Origin of the sequence: Pseudomonas arsenicoxydans, from assembly GCF_900103875.1 — a bacterium.
GTDB lineage: Bacteria > Pseudomonadota > Gammaproteobacteria > Pseudomonadales > Pseudomonadaceae > Aquipseudomonas > Aquipseudomonas arsenicoxydans.
Genome location: NZ_LT629705.1, coordinates 3,372,100 through 3,388,182 on the forward strand (window position 1 = coordinate 3,372,100; position 16,083 = coordinate 3,388,182).

Genomic DNA, 16,083 nt, shown 5'->3' on the forward strand with positions numbered 1-16,083 from the left:
GCCTTGGGCGGAATTGGGCGTTAGGCACAGGAGTTCGCGGCTTTATGGCAATTGCACACGTTAGCCTTGAGTCCCTGGGAGATCGATTTGTGCATCCAGCAGGGCCATGAAAGCCCGTGCCGCATTCGACAGCGTCCGTTCGGTGTGCAGGATATAGCCTAGCTGGCGAGTCAGTTGTATGCCCGGTAAAGGTATTCGCGCAACCTGATCGTCGAGCATGGTGCGCGGCAAAACGCTCCACGCCAAGCCGATCGAGACCATCATTTTGATGGTTTCGAGGTAATTCGTGCTCATGGCAATATTCGGCGTCAATCCCTGGGCCTCGAACAGACGCTGGACGATGTGATGGGTAAAGGTGTTTCCACCGGGAAATACGGCCGGGTGCCGGGCGATATCCGCCAGGCTGACGGCGCCGTTGCTGATCAGCGAATGCTCCGGGGCGACCACGAAATCCAGCGGGTCGTCCCATACCGGCGTAGCTTTGACCAGGGAATGAGGCTCGGGCGCCAGGGTGATGACCGCCAGTTCCGCGCGCCCATGGAGGATTTCTTCGTAGGCCACTTCCGAATCGAGGAACTGAATGTCCAGCGCCACTTGCGGGTAGCGGCGGGTGAACTCCCTTAATAAGGGGGGCAGACGGTGCAGGCCGATGTGGTGACTGGTGGCCAGGGTCAGGCGGCCGGTGACTTCGCCCGTCAGGTTGGTCAGCGCGCGGCGCGTGTCATCGAGCACGTTGAGGATCTGATAAGCCCGCGGCAGCAGGGCGCGTCCGGCCTCGGTCAGGCCGACTTCACGGCCCAGCCGATCGAACAGCCGTACCTTCAGTTGCTGCTCCAGCCCGGCAATCCGCTTGCTGATCGCCGGTTGCGTCAGGTGCAGGCGTTCGCCGGCGCCTGAGAAGCTCCCGGTCTCGGCAATCGCGATAAAGGCATTGAGGTTGGCGAGGTCCATTGCTGTATTCCAGTTGGTTATCCAAAGCATAAAAAATATGAATTTGAGTTATTTAATGTAACCCCCTAGGATCGACCTCACAAGCCAAGGGGTTATTGAATCTCTCAAGACCCAGGGCATAGAAACAAGCTGATGAGGAAACCGTCTGATGGCCGGCAAAACGCTCTACGACAAGCTCTGGGATTCGCATTTGGTCAAACAGCGCGACGATGGCTCTGCGCTGATCTACATCGATCGTCACATCATCCATGAAGTGACGTCGCCGCAGGCCTTTGAAGGCCTGCGTCTGGCAGGGCGCAAGCCTTGGCGCATCGATGCCAACATCGCGACCCCGGACCACAACGTACCGACCACCCCGGAGCGCAAGGGCGGCATCGAAGCCATTGCCGACGAGGTCTCGCGTTTGCAGGTTCAGACCCTCGACGACAACTGCGATGAATACGGCATCGTCGAATTCAAGATGAATGATGTGCGTCAAGGCATCGTCCACGTCATCGGTCCGGAGCAGGGCGCCACCTTGCCGGGCATGACCGTGGTCTGTGGCGACTCCCACACCTCGACCCACGGTGCGTTCGGTGCCTTGGCTCACGGTATCGGCACGTCCGAGGTCGAGCACGTGCTCGCCACTCAGTGTCTGGTCGCCAAAAAAATGAAGAATATGTTGGTGTCGGTCGAAGGCAAACTGCCGTTCGGCGTGACCGCCAAAGACATCGTTCTCGCCGTCATCGGCAAAATCGGCACCGCCGGCGGTAACGGCCATGCCATCGAATTCGCCGGTAGCGCGATTCGCGATCTGTCGGTTGAAGGCCGCATGACCATCTGCAACATGTCCATCGAGGCCGGCGCTCGCGTAGGTCTGGTGGCCGCTGATGAAAAAACCGTGGCCTACGTCAAGGGCCGTCCGTTTGCCCCGAAAGGCGCGGAATGGGATTTGGCCGTCGAAGCCTGGAAAGACCTGGTGTCCGACGCAGATGCGGTGTTTGACACCGTTGTCGAGCTCGACGCGACCCAGATCAAGCCACAAGTCAGCTGGGGCACCTCGCCTGAGATGGTGTTGGCTGTGGACCAGAACGTGCCGGACCCGGCCAAGGAAATGGACCTGGTCAAACGCGGCTCCATCGAACGCGCTTTGAAATACATGGGTTTGACCGCCAATCAGGCGATCACTGACATTCAGTTGGACCGCGTATTCATCGGCTCCTGCACCAACTCGCGGATCGAAGATTTGCGCGCTGCGGCGGTGATCGCCAAGGGCCGTAAAGTGGCGTCGACCATCAAGCAAGCCATCGTGGTGCCGGGCTCGGGCCTGGTGAAGGCTCAGGCCGAGTCGGAAGGCCTGGACAAGATTTTCCTCGACGCCGGTTTCGAATGGCGTGAACCAGGCTGCTCGATGTGCCTGGCGATGAACCCGGACCGTTTGGAGTCGGGCGAGCATTGCGCCTCGACCTCCAACCGCAACTTCGAAGGCCGTCAGGGCGCCGGTGGCCGTACCCACCTCGTGAGCCCGGCCATGGCCGCCGCCGCCGCGGTAAACGGTCGTTTCGTCGACGTCCGTGAATTGATCTAAAGGAGCGCAGCATGAAAGCTTTTACCCAGCACACTGGTCTTGTCGCGCCTTTGGATCGTGCCAACGTCGATACCGACCAGATCATCCCGAAGCAGTTCTTGAAGTCGATCAAGCGCACGGGTTTCGGCCCGAACCTGTTCGATGAGTGGCGCTACCTGGATGTCGGGCAACCGTATCAGGACAACTCCAAGCGTCCGCTGAACAAGGACTTCGTCCTCAACGCCGAACGTTACCGGGGCGCCAGCGTGTTGCTGGCCCGTGAGAACTTCGGTTGCGGTTCAAGTCGCGAACACGCGCCGTGGGCCCTGGAAGAATACGGTTTTCGCAGCATCATCGCGCCGAGCTACGCTGACATTTTCTTCAACAACAGCTTCAAGAACGGCTTGCTGCCGATCATCCTGAGCGACGCTGAAGTTGATGAGCTGTTCCAGCAAGTGGAAGCGACCCCTGGCTATCAGTTGCAGGTTGATCTGCAAGCCCAGACCGTGACCCGTCCGGATGGCAAGGTGCTGCGTTTTGAGATTGATGCGTTCCGCAAACACTGCCTGCTCAATGGTCTGGACGATATCGGCCTGACTTTGCAGGATCACGAGGCGATTGCGACGTTTGAAGCCAAGCATCGTGCGAGCCAGCCGTGGTTGTTTCGCGACGCTTGATTGATCCGGGATTGATGTAGGCAGTTCCGGCCTCATCGCGGGCAAGCCCGCTCCCACAGGGGAATGTATTTCAAATGTGGGAGCGGGCTTGCCCGCGAAGACGGCAGCCCGAACAACACAAGGCTTAACCCCAAAAGGAAGTCCCCATGACCAGCACCGCCCAGCACAGCCAGGTAGTCCAAAAGCAATTCGGTGAGCAGGCTTCGGCCTATTTGAGCAGCGCCGTTCACGCTCAAGGCACCGAATTCGCGCTGCTACAGGCCGAACTGGCCGGGCAGGGCGATGCGCGGGTTCTGGACCTGGGTTGCGGCGCCGGTCACGTGTGTTTTCATGTGGCATCGCTGGTCAAGGAAGTCGTGGCCTACGACCTGTCCCGGCAAATGCTCGACGTGGTGTCTGCCGCCGCTCAGGATCGTGGTTTGAGCAACGTGATCACCGTCAACGGTGCCGCCGAGCGCCTGCCGTTCGCCGATGGCGAGTTCGATTTCGTGTTCAGCCGTTATTCGGCGCACCATTGGAGCGATCTCGGCATGGCCTTGCGGGAAGTCCGTCGGGTGCTGAAGCCGGGCGGCGTGGCGGTGTTCATCGACGTGTTGTCGCCGGGCAACCCGTTGTTCGACACTTACCTGCAAAGCGTCGAAGTGCTGCGCGACACCAGCCATGTGCGCGATTATTCCGCCGGTGAGTGGTTGCGCCAGGTCAGCGAAGCGGGGTTGCATACCCGCAGCACCACGCGCCAGCGGCTGCGTCTGGAATACACGTCGTGGGTCGAGCGCATGCGCACGCCAGAGGTGATGCGCGCGGCAATCCGCGAATTGCAGCAGTCGATGGGCAGCGAAGTACGCGAATATTTTGAGATTGAGGCCGATGGTTCGTTCAGTACCGATGTATTGGTGCTGATGGCTGAACGATAAGCGCCTGACAATAGACTTTTTCCACGGCGTGCCCGCGTGCCCGCGGGCGCGCCGACTGATGACATGAGGAAAGCATGAGCAAGCAGATTCTGATTCTCCCGGGTGATGGTATTGGTCCGGAAATCATGGCCGAAGCGGTCAAGGTGCTGGAACTGGCCAATGACAAGTACAGCCTGGGCTTTGAACTCAGCCATGACGTGATCGGCGGCGCGGCCATCGACAAGCACGGCGTGCCACTGGCCGACGAAACCCTGGACCGTGCCCGCGCGGCCGATGCGGTTCTGCTGGGCGCTGTTGGCGGTCCGAAATGGGACGCCATCGATCGTGACATCCGCCCTGAGCGCGGCCTGCTGAAAATTCGTGCGCAATTGGGCCTGTTTGGCAACCTGCGTCCGGCGATCCTCTATCCGCAACTGGCTGAGGCATCGAGCCTGAAGCCGGAAATCGTTGCCGGCCTGGACATCCTGATCGTCCGTGAGCTGACCGGCGGTATCTACTTCGGCGCGCCACGTGGCACCCGCACCCTGGAAAACGGCGAGCGTCAGTCCTACGACACGCTGCCGTACAGCGAAAGCGAAATCCGCCGCATTGCCCGTGTCGGTTTCGACATGGCGATGGTGCGTGGCAAGAAGCTCTGCTCGGTGGACAAGGCCAACGTATTGGCGTCCAGCCAGCTGTGGCGTGAAATCGTTGAGGAAGTGGCCAAGGATTACCCTGAGGTCGAACTGAGCCACATGTACGTCGACAACGCCGCCATGCAACTGGTGCGCGCACCCAAGCAGTTCGACGTGATCGTCACCGACAACATGTTCGGCGACATCCTGTCCGACCAGGCGTCGATGCTCACCGGTTCCATTGGCATGCTGCCGTCGGCATCCCTGGATACCAACAACAAAGGCATGTACGAGCCGTGCCACGGTTCGGCGCCGGACATCGCAGGCAAAGGCATTGCCAACCCGTTGGCGACCATTTTGTCGGTCTCCATGATGTTGCGTTACAGCTTCAATCTGCAGGATGCGGCGGATGCGATCGAGAAGGCCGTTAGTCTGGTATTGGACCAAGGCCTGCGCACGGGTGACATCTGGTCGGCCGGTTGCACTAAAGTCGGTACGCAGGAAATGGGTGACGCAGTAGTCGCCGCGCTGCGGAATCTGTAATCTCTCGGGCCCGCTGCCACTTTCAACTTCGAAAGCAGCGGCCCACTTTTTAAAGAAGGTGTAGTTGCGATGAAACGTGTAGGTCTGATCGGTTGGCGCGGTATGGTCGGTTCCGTGCTCATGCAGCGGATGCTGGAAGAGCAGGATTTCGATCTCATCGAGCCGGTGTTTTTCACCACTTCGAATGTCGGTGGCCAAGGCCCGTCCGTGGGCAAGGACATTGCTCCGCTCAAGGACGCTTACAGCATTGAAGAGCTGAAAACCCTCGACGTGATTCTGACCTGCCAGGGTGGCGACTACACCAGCGAAGTGTTCCCGAAGCTGCGCGAAGCCGGCTGGCAGGGTTACTGGATCGACGCCGCTTCCAGCCTGCGCATGCAGGATGACGCGGTGATCGTGCTGGACCCGGTGAACCGCAAGGTCATCGACCAGCAGCTCGACGCGGGCACCAAGAACTACATCGGCGGCAACTGCACCGTCAGCCTGATGCTGATGGGCCTGGGCGGCCTGTTCGAAGCCGGTCTGGTCGAGTGGATGAGCGCCATGACCTATCAGGCGGCCTCCGGTGCCGGCGCGCAGAACATGCGTGAACTGATCAAGCAAATGGGCGCAACCCACGCCGCCGTTGCCGATCAACTGGCCGACCCGGCCAGCGCGATCCTCGACATCGACCGTCGTGTGGCCGAAGCCATGCGCAGCGACGCGTATCCGACCGAAAACTTCGGCGTACCGTTGGCCGGCAGCCTGATCCCGTGGATCGACAAGGAACTGCCGAACGGCCAGAGCCGCGAAGAGTGGAAGGCCCAGGCCGAGACCAACAAGATCCTCGGTCGCTTCAAGAGCCCGATCCCGGTCGACGGTATCTGCGTGCGCATCGGCGCCATGCGTTGCCACAGCCAGGCGCTGACCATCAAGCTGAACAAAGACGTGCCGATCGCCGATATCGAAGGGCTGATCAGCCAGCACAACCCTTGGGTCAAGCTGGTGCCGAACAACCGTGAAGCCAGCATTCAGGAACTGAGCCCGACGAAAGTCACCGGCACCCTGAACGTCCCGGTTGGCCGTCTGCGCAAACTGAACATGGGTTCGCAGTTCGTAGGCGCGTTCACCGTCGGCGACCAACTGCTGTGGGGCGCGGCCGAACCGCTGCGTCGCATGCTGCGGATCCTGCTTGAGCGTTGATCGGTTGAAGATGTGAAAGAACCCGTGCCTTGAAAGAGGCGCGGGTTTTTTTATCCCGGCAGCCTGACGCTTCTTCAGTGTCTGATCTGCCGCCATCGCGGGCAAGCCCGCTCCCACAAGGTTCAACGAGATCCCTGTGGGAGCGGGCTTGCCCGCGATGAGGTTGGATCAGACGCCACATAATTGCCTGCACGCCAACCACCCGGTAAAGTGCCGCTCCCCCCGTTTCGCCAGAGGTAGAACCATGAGCCAGTCCTTTGATATTGCCGTGATCGGCGCCACCGGTACTGTCGGCGAGACGCTCGTGCAGATTCTCGAAGAGCGCGATTTTCCGGTGGGCAACCTGCACCTGCTGGCCAGCAGCGAATCCGCCGGTCATTCGGTGCCGTTTCGCGGCAAGAACGTGCGGGTGCGGGAGGTCGACGAATTCGATTTCAGCAAAGTGCAGTTGGTGTTTTTCGCGGCAGGTCCGGCGGTGACCCTGAGTTTTGCCTCGCGTGCCGTCGCCGCCGGTTGCTCGCTGATCGACCTGTCCGGCGCCTTGCCGGCCGATAAGGCGCCGCAAGTGGTGCCGGAAGCCAACGCCGACATCCTGACCAGTCTGAAAAAACCGTTCCAGGTCAGCAGCCCAAGCCCGTCGGCCACCACCCTGGCGGTGGTGCTGGCGCCGCTACTCGGTTTGCTCGATCTGCAACGCATCCATCTGACCGCGTGCCTGGCAGTCTCCGCGCAAGGCCGTGAAGCCGTCACCGAGCTGGCCCGACAAACCGCCGAGCTGCTCAACGTGCGTCCTCTGGAGCCGACGTTCTTCGATCGGCAGATGGCGTTCAACCTGTTGGCACAGGTCGGCAAGCCTGACGAGCAGGGGCATACCCTGTTGGAAAAACGCCTTGTGCGTGAGCTGCGTCAGGTCATGGCCCTGCCTTTATTAAAGATTTCCGTCACTTGCATTCAAGCCCCGGTGTTTTTTGGCGATAGCTTTAGCGTGACCTTGCAGTCTGCGAGCGCTGTGGACCTGGCGAAAGTCAACGCGGCACTGGAAGATGCACCCGGTATCGAGCTGGTGGAAGCCGGCGATTACCCGACGCCAGTCGGCGACGCGGTAGGGCAGGACGTGGTGTACGTCGGTCGGGTTCGCCATGGTGTCGACGACCTGTCGGAACTAAATCTGTGGCTGACGTCAGATAACGTACGCAAAGGCGCCGCGCTCAATGCTGTGCAGGTGGCTGAATTGTTGATAAAAGACCTGCTGTAAAAGATACTTGGCAACAATTTTTCGAATGAGTCCGGTCGAGCGCTATGCTGGGGCGGATTGCTGATGGCGAGTCACCCTACGGGGCTTTCCGGGCATGAAAGAAATGATCGCGCGCGACGACACTTCGGCGCTGCGCGCAATGCCTTACGGCAGCGACTATTAATACCTTCTCGCTGGCCGAGGAATGTTCAAACAAAGGATGAGGCTATGGTTCAAGTTCGCAAACTGGTGTTAGCAATAGCGGCCGCCTCGGCGCTGTCCTCCGGTATGGCGCAGGCACTCGGGCTCGGGGAATTGACCCTGAAGTCGACGCTGAACCAACCTTTGGTGGCGGAAATCGAGCTGCTCGACGTCAAGGACCTCACCGCTGCCGAAGTGGTGCCGAGCCTGGCCTCGCCCGAAGATTTCGCCAAGGCTGGCGTCGACCGCCAGGCATTCCTCAACGATCTGACTTTTACCCCGGTGCTCAACCCCAGCGGTAAAAGTGTCCTGCGCGTGACCTCCAGCAAACCACTGTCCGAGCCGATGGTGAAATTCCTGGTTCAGGTCATGTGGCCAAGCGGTCGACTGATGCGTGATTACAGCGTCTTGCTCGATCCTTCCAAATTCTCGCCGCAGACCGCTGAAGCGGCTGCGCAGCCTGCACCGACTCCGGCGATCACTTCACCGGTCACTGGTGCTGCCAAGCCTGCCCAATACACCACCACGCCGCGCGATACCCTGTGGGAAATTGCCGCGAAGGCGCGTAATGGCGGATCGGTCCAGCAAACCATGCTGGCCATCCAGGCGTTGAACCCGGATGCCTTTATCGACGGCAACATCAACCGGTTGAAAACCGGCCAGGTGCTGCGCATGCCGGATCAGACCCAAACCACCAGCCTGCCGCAACCTAAAGCCATCGCTGAAGTTGCTGCGCAGAACACTGCGTGGCGTCAGGGGCGGCGTTATGTGGCCAAGCCCGGGACCGGGCAACAGCAGCTCGATGCGACCAAGCGCGGGCGGGGTGATGCCGCTTCATCGCAAACGGCCAAGGACAACCTGAGCCTGGTGTCGGCCGAGACCGCTAAAGGTCGTGGCAAAGGGGGTGATGCCAAGGCCTTGAGCAATAAATTGGCGGTGACCCAGGAAAGCCTCGACACGACCCGTCGTGACAACGCCGAACTGAAAAGCCGCATGACCGATCTGCAAAGTCAGCTGGATAAGCTGCAACGTCTGATCGAGCTGAAAAACAATCAACTGGCCAAGCTACAGGCAGAAGGCGCAGCCGGTGCGCCCGCTGCTGCTGCGGCTACTGCTAATACTCCGGCGATCTCCGCCGAGCTGGCGCCAAGCCCTGCGGCAACGCCAGTGGACGTGGCGCCTGCAACGCCTAAGCCTGAAACACCCGTCGCTGAAGTTGCTCCGGCCCCCGCCGAGAAGCCTGTCGAGCCGACGCCTGCGACCTCTGACGATCAAAAATTCAACGAACTGCTGACCAACCCGATTCTGCTGGGTCTGGTCGGTGGTGGTGCAGTGGTTCTGCTGCTCTTGCTGTTGTTGCTGGCGCGTCGACGCAAAGCACAGCAAGAAGCCGAGAAACACCTGCGCATGGCCCGTGCCCTGGAGGACGAAAAGGAATTCTCCACCGAGCAGGAACTGCCAGAAAGCAGCTTCGAAGGTCTGGAAGTGCCGCCGCCGAACGTGAAACTCGCGACCGCGCCGGCCTTTGCACCTGCATTTGCGCCTGCACCTGTGCCAGCTCCGGCTCCCGCGCCAGTCATTGAGCCGGTTGTGGTCACACAGCCCATTGCCGCGCCACTGATTTCGCCTGCGGCGGAGCGCGATGACGATGTGTTGAGCAAAGCTCAGTCGCACATTACCGCTGGTCGTTTGAATCAGGCTGCCGCCATGCTCGAAGACGGCATCAAGCAGGAGCCGCAGCGCAGCGATCTGCGCCTCAAGCTGATGGAAGTCTACGGTCAGCAGGGTGATCGCGATGCGTTTGTTGCCCAGGAGCGCCAATTGGTGGCCAACGGTGACAACTTCGCTCAGGTCGAAAAGCTTAAAACCCGCTTCCCGGCAATGGCCGTTGCAGTTGCCGGTGGGCTGGCGGCTGCGGCCCTCGCCGCCGAACTCGACGCGCAATACGTCAAGGACCTGCTGCTGGACGAGCCGCAAGCACCGGCAGCCGCGGATGACGATTTCGACAGCGCTTTCGACTTGAGCCTGGATGATCTGGAAGCCGCTTCTCCGGCGGTGGTTGCGCCAGAGCCAGAACCTGCGGCCGAACTGGACGAATTCCCGCTGGACGACGATCTGAGCTTTGAATCGGTGTTGCAGCAGCAGACTGAAATCAAGGAAAACCTCGACGACCTGTCGGACTTCGACCTCGACATGGACCTGGGCGGCGACCCTTCGCCTGCGATCCTCGCCGAAGACGACTTCCTGCTGGATCTGGATGAAGGCGTGAAGGACCTGCCGGTCGAGCCTGTTGCTCCTGTCAAGCCTGAGGTTCCGCAGGACGATTTGGAGTTGCCGGCCGATTTCGACCTGTCGCTGTCCGATGAAATGGATGCCACCCCGGCTGAGCCAGATGCCTTCGCTGCCGAACTGGATGACGTCAACGCCGAGCTGGATCGTTTGTCCCAGAGCATCAGCGAGCCGACTTTCACTGCGGAAGACGCGGCGGCTTCGATGGCTGACGAGCCGGACTTCGACTTCCTCTCCGGCACCGATGAAGTGGCCACCAAGCTCGATCTGGCCCAGGCCTACATCGACATGGGCGACACCGACGGCGCCCGGGACATCCTCAATGAAGTCGTGACCGAGGGTGATGCCGGTCAGAAGACCGAAGCCAAGGAAATGCTTTCGCGCCTGGCTTGAATGATCGGTCGGCAATAAACGAAACGGCAGCTCATTGAGGCTGCCGTTTTTGTTTCCGTGATGCGCTTGGGATCAGGCGAGCAAATCCTCATAAAACGCGCCAAACGGTCGAGTAGGGTGGGCGATCTGGATTTCCAGAATCCATAACCCGACATTCGGGCATGCCTCGAAACTCCCCAGATCACCGGCGCGATAAATCGCATGGGGGAAGTCGCTGACCCGGTGCCCCTTGATCTCCAGGTTCAACCTCCAACCCATGGCCGTCGCCTGTTCATCGGCATAGCGGTACAGCTCAGGGCCGGCGACTTGATGGGTTCGCCAGTAATCGTGGACCTGATCAAACAATGCTTTTGCCGCCGTCGCGCAGGCTTTCATGTCGGGATCATTGCCCACCGTAAACGTCGCGCCCGAGTCGCCCTCATGACGATCCCAGACCACACCGAGGTCGATGAAGAAAATGTCGTTGTCAGCCAGTACCGGATCGCCGTCGGAGGGTTGCTTGAAGGTTTTCAGGGTGTTCTCGCCGAAGCGGATTTTGGACGGGTGCCAGATGCGGTCCATCCCCAGTTCGTTCAGCACTTCGAGGCTCATCGCCAGGGCTTCGGATTCGCGCATGCCGGGTTTCACGCGTCGGGCCATTTCGTCGATGGCTTCCCAGGTTTTGCGTTTGGCGTGGAGCATGCCGTCCAGGCTGTAGGCCAGTCCGACGGCTTCTTTGAGAGTGGCGGTCATCATCAGGTCTCGGTGGTGTCTGTTTTTTCGTTGTGTAGTCATCTATATAACGAAGTCTGCCCGGGCGATGCAACGACACAAAATCCACACGCCTCTGGCGTCCCGGTGCGACGGCCTTATAATGCCCGCCTTTGCGCATATCAGCAGGCTGTTACTCCTTGGCAAATTTAGATAACCCGGCCGCCGAAATGGCAGCCGAGGGCTTTTTCCGGATCGCATTGGGCGTCGAATACAAAGGCTCGCGTTACCGCGGCTGGCAACGTCAGGCCTCTGGCGTGCTCACGGTGCAGGAAACCCTCGAGAAAGCCTTGTCCAAAGTCGCCGATTCGCCGGTGTCGCTGCTCTGCGCCGGGCGTACGGATGCCGGCGTGCATGCCTGTGGCCAAGTGGTGCATTTCGACACCCAGGTCGAGCGTTCAATGAAAGCCTGGGTCATGGGCGCCAACATCAACTTGCCCCACGATGTCAGCGTCAGTTGGGCCAAGGTCATGCCGGCGCATTTTCATGCGCGCTTCAAGGCCATAGCCCGGCGTTATCGCTACGTGATCTACAACGATCAGATCCGCCCGGCGCACCTGAATGAAGAAATCACCTGGAATCACCGTCCGCTGGACGTCGAGCGCATGGCTGAGGCAGCGCAGTATCTGGTCGGCATTCACGATTTCAGCGCCTTCCGCGCCGGCCAGTGTCAGGCCAAGTCGCCGATCAAGGAGCTGCATCATCTGCGCGTCACGCGTCACGGCAAGATGATCGTCCTGGACATTCGCGCCAGTGCCTTCCTGCATCACATGGTGCGCAACATCGCGGGCGTGCTGATGACCATCGGTGCCGGCGAGCGTCCGGTGGAGTGGATGAAGGAAGTGCTGGAGAGCCGAATTCGCCGTTCCGGCGGGGTGACGGCGCATCCGTACGGTCTGTATCTGGTGCAGGTCGAGTATCGCGACGAGTTCGAACTGCCCGAGCGTTACATCGGCCCACACTTCCTGACCGGTTTCACGGAACTTGACGGCTGACGCCCTCGAATGCATTTGTTACCATCCGGGACTTTCTCGGATTTGCCCTGAGGTTCTATCGACATGTCAGCCGTTCGCAGCAAAATTTGTGGGATTACCCGCATAGAAGATGCGTTGGCGGCGGTCGAGGCCGGGGCGGATGCCATCGGGTTCGTGTTCTACGCCAAAAGCCCTCGGGCGGTCACGTTCCAGCAGGCACGCTCGATCATCAGCGCGCTGCCGCCGTTCGTGACCACCGTGGGCTTGTTCGTCAACGCCAGTCGCTGCGAGTTGGGCGAATTGCTCGACGCCGTGCCGCTGGACTTGCTGCAATTTCATGGCGACGAAACCGCGGCCGAGTGTGAAGGCTGGCACCGTCCGTACATCAAGGCGTTGCGGGTCAAGGCCGGTGACGACATCGCCGCGGCATGCGATGCGTTTCCAAGTGCCAGCGGGATCTTGCTGGACGCTTACGTCGAAGGCGTGCCCGGTGGAACCGGTGAGGCGTTCGATTGGTCTTTGATACCACAAGGCCTGAGCAAGCCGATCATCCTCGCGGGTGGCCTGACGCCGGAAAACGTCACCGAGGCCATCACCCGGGTACGGCCTTACGCGGTGGACGTCAGCGGTGGGGTAGAGGCGAGCAAGGGCATCAAGGATCACGCAAAGATTCAGGCATTCATCAACGCGGTACGCGGTACGTCGATGTGACGGCTGGCACACTGCCGCCGTCCACACGCATGGCTGAGGATTTTTGGGTTGTACGCAGGTCACGCTTCACTGACCCGGCCATCCACTGATCATCGCCACACATATGAATTTAGCTCAAGGGCATACGCGGGGCTGCGAACCAGAGCGTTCGGGCCGCCGGTACTGGAGAAAGAAAGCATGAGCAACTGGTTAGTAGACAAACTGATCCCTTCGATCATGCGTTCCGAGGTCAAGAAGAGCTCGGTGCCTGAAGGTCTGTGGCACAAATGCCCGTCTTGCGAGGCTGTGTTGTATCGTCCAGAGCTGGAAAAGACCCTGGACGTTTGCCCCAAGTGCAACCATCACATGCGTATCGGCGCGCGCGCGCGCATCGACATCTTCCTCGACGCTGAAGGCCGTGCCGAACTGGGCGCGGACCTGGAGCCGGTTGACCGTCTGAAATTCCGCGACGGCAAGAAGTACAAGGATCGCCTGACCGCTGCCCAGAAGCAGACTGGCGAAAAAGACGCACTGATTTCCATGAGCGGCACCCTGCTGGGCATGCCGGTGGTGGTCTCGGCCTTCGAATTCTCCTTCATGGGTGGTTCGATGGGCGCCATCGTTGGTGAGCGATTTGTCCGCGCCGCCAACTACGCGCTGGAAAACCGTTGCCCGATGATCTGCTTCGCCGCCTCTGGTGGTGCGCGGATGCAGGAAGCCCTGATCTCCCTGATGCAAATGGCCAAGACCTCTGCGGTGCTGGCGCGTCTGCGTGAAGAAGGTATTCCGTTCATCTCCGTGCTGACCGACCCGGTCTACGGCGGCGTTTCCGCCAGCCTGGCAATGCTTGGTGACGTGATCGTCGGTGAGCCCAAGGCCCTGATCGGCTTCGCCGGTCCGCGCGTGATCGAGCAAACCGTGCGTGAAAAACTGCCGGAAGGCTTCCAGCGCAGTGAGTTCCTGCTGGAACACGGCGCGATCGACATGATCATTCACCGTCAGGAACTGCGTCCGCGCCTGGGCAACCTGCTGGCACAAATGATGGGCCTGCCGACGCCGAAATTCGTCGCCGCGCCAATCGAGCCGATCGTGGTTCCACCGGTACCTGCGAACATATGACCGAACGTACCCTTGGCGAATGGCTCGCCTACCTTGAGCAGTTGCACCCTTCGGCCATCGACATGGGCCTGGAGCGTTCGCAACAGGTAGCGTCCCGCATGGGGCTGGGCAAGCCGGCGCCTCGGGTGATCACGGTCACCGGCACCAACGGCAAGGGTTCCACCTGCGCATTCGTGGCTTCATTGCTGCGGGCGCAGGGCCTGAAGGTGGGTGTCTACAATTCTCCGCACCTGCTGCGTTACAACGAGCGGGTGCAGGTCAATGGCGTCGAAGCCACGGACGCCGAGCTGTGCGAAGCCTTTGCTGCGGTCGAGGCGGGCCGTGGCGACACGTCCCTGACGTATTTCGAAATGGGCACCCTGGCGGCGTTCTGGCTGTTTCAACGGGCGGGGCTTGATGCCGTGGTGCTGGAAGTCGGCCTGGGCGGGCGTCTGGACACGGTCAACGTGGTCGACGCCGACATGGCGTTGGTCACCAGCATCGGCGTCGATCATGCAGACTATCTGGGTAACACCCGCGAGTCCGTTGCCTTTGAGAAAGCCGGCATCTTCCGCCAGGGCGCGCCTGCGCTCTGTGGCGATCTGAATCCCCCGCAACCCCTGCTGGACAAGGCACGTGAGCTGGCTTGCCCGTTTTTCCTGCGTGGCCGCGACTTTGACCTCGGTGTGACCGATCACAACTGGCAATGGCGCGGGCTGGACGCTCAAGGGCGTGTGGTCGAATTGCACGACCTGCCGTTGCTCGACCTGCCGATGGAAAACGCCGCATTGGCTTTGCAGGCATACCTGTTGCTCGGGTTGCCGTGGGTAGATGCACAGATTATTGAAGCGCTGAAAGCGACGCGGGTGGTCGGTCGCCTTGATCGCCGTCAGTTCGACTGGCAGGGCAAGCGTCTGAATCTGTTGCTGGATGTGGGGCATAACCCGCATGCCGCCGAGTACCTGGCTCGCCGTCTGGCCAGCCGTCCGCCGGTCGGCAAGCGTCTGGCAGTGTTCGGATTGTTGGCGGACAAGGATCTGGATGGTGTCATCGGCGAATTGAATGCTAGTGTCCAGCAATGGGCGGTTGCGCCGCTGGATTCACCGCGGGCGCGTCCGGTAGCCGATTTGCAGGCCGCGTTGCAGAACCTTGGCGCCGCGGTAACGTCCTATGACAGCGTGGCTGCGGCCCTGGAAGGGCAGTGCGCGCTGGCGACAAGCGACGACGAGATTCTGTTGTTCGGATCATTTTATTGTGTCGCCGAGGCCCTTGAATGGCTGGCCCGGCGCTCCACGGAGGAAGCGGCAAATGGCATTGCTGGATAAGGCATACAAACAACGCATGGTTGGCGCCCTGGTTCTGGTGGCGCTGGCGGTGATTTTCCTGCCGATGCTGTTTTCCCGTCAGGACGAACAGCGTCAGGTAACCGTCGAAGCGCCATCCGCGCCGCAAGCACCGTCCGTGCCGCAAGTGCAGGTCGATCCTGTGGTGGTGCCTGAACCACAGGCGCTGCCTCAGGAGCCTGTGCCGAGTGATGACGAGATCGCTCAGCAGGCAGTGCCGGCGAAGCCGATTGCGCCTGCCGCACCCGTCGCGCCTGCCGCCAAGCCGGTCGCACCAGCGCCAGCCCCGGTGCCTGCTTTGGCTGCCAAGCCTTCAGCCGCGCCGTCTCAGCCGATTTCAGCTGCGCCGGGCAAGCCTGACACCACTCAGAGCCGCGTCGACGCCAATGGCCTGTCGGTCAGCTGGTCGGTGCAACTGGCCAGCCTGTCGAGTCGTGAAAGCGCCGAAAGTCTGCAAAAAGACCTGCGCAGTCAGGGCTACAATGCCTACATCCGTACCGCCGATGGCAAGAATCGGGTATTTGTCGGGCCGCTGATCGAGCGCGCCGAGGCCGATCGTCTGCGTGACTTGCTGGGTCGTCAGAAGAACCTCAAGGGGTTTGTGGTGCGCTTCCAGCCTGAGCGCAATTAAAACTATCGCCCCGATTTGAAATGCACTGAAAATCGCAGCTTACCGATAGTCAT

Annotated in this window: 14 protein-coding genes; 12 read left to right on the plus strand and 2 right to left on the minus strand. The window is 60.6% G+C overall.

What is annotated here, in order from left to right:
- Positions 1-60 precede the first annotated feature (60 nt).
- Positions 61-951 carry a LysR family transcriptional regulator gene (locus BLQ41_RS15725; protein ID WP_090182271.1) on the minus strand — a complete coding sequence of 297 codons (891 nt, stop codon included), beginning with the start codon at positions 949-951 and terminating at the stop codon, positions 61-63.
- Between the two features lie 148 nt (positions 952-1,099).
- Here BLQ41_RS15725 and leuC point away from each other — a divergent pair, with 148 nt between their 5' ends.
- The 7 genes from leuC to BLQ41_RS15760 all read left to right on the plus strand — a co-directional run bounded on the left by leuC (position 1,100) and on the right by BLQ41_RS15760 (position 10,544).
- Positions 1,100-2,518, plus strand: a complete 1,419-nt coding sequence (leuC, locus tag BLQ41_RS15730; RefSeq protein ID WP_090182273.1) for a 3-isopropylmalate dehydratase large subunit — start codon at positions 1,100-1,102, stop codon at positions 2,516-2,518.
- Positions 2,519-2,529: 11 nt separating this feature from the next.
- On the plus strand, positions 2,530-3,174 hold the full coding sequence (leuD, locus tag BLQ41_RS15735; RefSeq protein ID WP_090182275.1) for a 3-isopropylmalate dehydratase small subunit: 645 nt from the start codon (positions 2,530-2,532) through the stop codon (positions 3,172-3,174).
- A gap of 146 nt (positions 3,175-3,320) precedes the next feature.
- Complete coding sequence (locus tag BLQ41_RS15740) at positions 3,321-4,088, plus strand: class I SAM-dependent methyltransferase (RefSeq protein ID WP_090182277.1); 768 nt, start codon at positions 3,321-3,323, stop codon at positions 4,086-4,088.
- A gap of 74 nt (positions 4,089-4,162) precedes the next feature.
- Positions 4,163-5,245 (plus strand): 3-isopropylmalate dehydrogenase, encoded by a 1,083-nt coding sequence (gene leuB / locus BLQ41_RS15745; protein ID WP_090182280.1) that lies wholly within the window; start codon positions 4,163-4,165, stop codon positions 5,243-5,245.
- A gap of 69 nt (positions 5,246-5,314) precedes the next feature.
- The gene (gene asd / locus BLQ41_RS15750; protein WP_045057948.1) at positions 5,315-6,427 is read left to right on the plus strand and encodes an aspartate-semialdehyde dehydrogenase; all 1,113 of its coding nucleotides are present in this window, start codon (positions 5,315-5,317) and stop codon (positions 6,425-6,427) included.
- Between the two features lie 244 nt (positions 6,428-6,671).
- Positions 6,672-7,682 (plus strand): aspartate-semialdehyde dehydrogenase, encoded by a 1,011-nt coding sequence (locus BLQ41_RS15755; RefSeq protein ID WP_090182282.1) that lies wholly within the window; start codon positions 6,672-6,674, stop codon positions 7,680-7,682.
- A gap of 207 nt (positions 7,683-7,889) precedes the next feature.
- On the plus strand, positions 7,890-10,544 hold the full coding sequence (locus tag BLQ41_RS15760) for a FimV/HubP family polar landmark protein (RefSeq protein WP_090182284.1): 2,655 nt from the start codon (positions 7,890-7,892) through the stop codon (positions 10,542-10,544).
- A 72-nt stretch (positions 10,545-10,616) separates the two neighbouring features.
- Here BLQ41_RS15760 and BLQ41_RS15765 read toward each other — a convergent pair whose 3' ends face one another.
- On the minus strand, positions 10,617-11,276 hold the full coding sequence (locus BLQ41_RS15765) for a M24 family metallopeptidase (protein ID WP_090188585.1): 660 nt from the start codon (positions 11,274-11,276) through the stop codon (positions 10,617-10,619).
- Positions 11,277-11,464: 188 nt separating this feature from the next.
- Between BLQ41_RS15765 and truA the strand changes: the two genes are divergently transcribed.
- The 5 genes from truA to BLQ41_RS15790 all read left to right on the plus strand — a co-directional run bounded on the left by truA (position 11,465) and on the right by BLQ41_RS15790 (position 16,030).
- Complete coding sequence (truA, locus tag BLQ41_RS15770; RefSeq protein ID WP_167360540.1) at positions 11,465-12,289, plus strand: tRNA pseudouridine(38-40) synthase TruA; 825 nt, start codon at positions 11,465-11,467, stop codon at positions 12,287-12,289.
- Positions 12,290-12,352: 63 nt separating this feature from the next.
- Positions 12,353-12,979, plus strand: a complete 627-nt coding sequence (locus BLQ41_RS15775; RefSeq protein ID WP_090182287.1) for a phosphoribosylanthranilate isomerase — start codon at positions 12,353-12,355, stop codon at positions 12,977-12,979.
- Between the two features lie 177 nt (positions 12,980-13,156).
- Positions 13,157-14,077 carry an acetyl-CoA carboxylase, carboxyltransferase subunit beta gene (accD, locus tag BLQ41_RS15780; RefSeq protein ID WP_056744405.1) on the plus strand — a complete coding sequence of 307 codons (921 nt, stop codon included), beginning with the start codon at positions 13,157-13,159 and terminating at the stop codon, positions 14,075-14,077.
- On the plus strand, positions 14,074-15,381 hold the full coding sequence (folC, locus tag BLQ41_RS15785; RefSeq protein ID WP_090182289.1) for a bifunctional tetrahydrofolate synthase/dihydrofolate synthase: 1,308 nt from the start codon (positions 14,074-14,076) through the stop codon (positions 15,379-15,381). The genes accD and folC overlap by 4 nt, the downstream gene beginning before the upstream one ends.
- On the plus strand, positions 15,365-16,030 hold the full coding sequence (locus BLQ41_RS15790) for an SPOR domain-containing protein (protein WP_090182291.1): 666 nt from the start codon (positions 15,365-15,367) through the stop codon (positions 16,028-16,030). The genes folC and BLQ41_RS15790 overlap by 17 nt, the downstream gene beginning before the upstream one ends.
- Positions 16,031-16,083 lie beyond the last annotated feature (53 nt).

What these genes read in the sequence shown, in the direction of transcription:
- BLQ41_RS15725 (WP_090182271.1), bottom strand. Translation starts at nt 951, where the DNA reads ATGGACCTCGCCAACCTCAATGCCTTTATCGCGATTGCCGAGACCGGG.
- leuC (WP_090182273.1), top strand. Translation starts at nt 1,100, where the DNA reads ATGGCCGGCAAAACGCTCTACGACAAGCTCTGGGATTCGCATTTGGTC.
- leuD (WP_090182275.1), top strand. Translation starts at nt 2,530, where the DNA reads ATGAAAGCTTTTACCCAGCACACTGGTCTTGTCGCGCCTTTGGATCGT.
- BLQ41_RS15740 (WP_090182277.1), top strand. Translation starts at nt 3,321, where the DNA reads ATGACCAGCACCGCCCAGCACAGCCAGGTAGTCCAAAAGCAATTCGGT.
- leuB (WP_090182280.1), top strand. Translation starts at nt 4,163, where the DNA reads ATGAGCAAGCAGATTCTGATTCTCCCGGGTGATGGTATTGGTCCGGAA.
- asd (WP_045057948.1), top strand. Translation starts at nt 5,315, where the DNA reads ATGAAACGTGTAGGTCTGATCGGTTGGCGCGGTATGGTCGGTTCCGTG.
- BLQ41_RS15755 (WP_090182282.1), top strand. Translation starts at nt 6,672, where the DNA reads ATGAGCCAGTCCTTTGATATTGCCGTGATCGGCGCCACCGGTACTGTC.
- BLQ41_RS15760 (WP_090182284.1), top strand. Translation starts at nt 7,890, where the DNA reads ATGGTTCAAGTTCGCAAACTGGTGTTAGCAATAGCGGCCGCCTCGGCG.
- BLQ41_RS15765 (WP_090188585.1), bottom strand. Translation starts at nt 11,276, where the DNA reads ATGACCGCCACTCTCAAAGAAGCCGTCGGACTGGCCTACAGCCTGGAC.
- truA (WP_167360540.1), top strand. Translation starts at nt 11,465, where the DNA reads ATGGCAGCCGAGGGCTTTTTCCGGATCGCATTGGGCGTCGAATACAAA.
- BLQ41_RS15775 (WP_090182287.1), top strand. Translation starts at nt 12,353, where the DNA reads ATGTCAGCCGTTCGCAGCAAAATTTGTGGGATTACCCGCATAGAAGAT.
- accD (WP_056744405.1), top strand. Translation starts at nt 13,157, where the DNA reads ATGAGCAACTGGTTAGTAGACAAACTGATCCCTTCGATCATGCGTTCC.
- folC (WP_090182289.1), top strand. Translation starts at nt 14,074, where the DNA reads ATGACCGAACGTACCCTTGGCGAATGGCTCGCCTACCTTGAGCAGTTG.
- BLQ41_RS15790 (WP_090182291.1), top strand. Translation starts at nt 15,365, where the DNA reads ATGGCATTGCTGGATAAGGCATACAAACAACGCATGGTTGGCGCCCTG.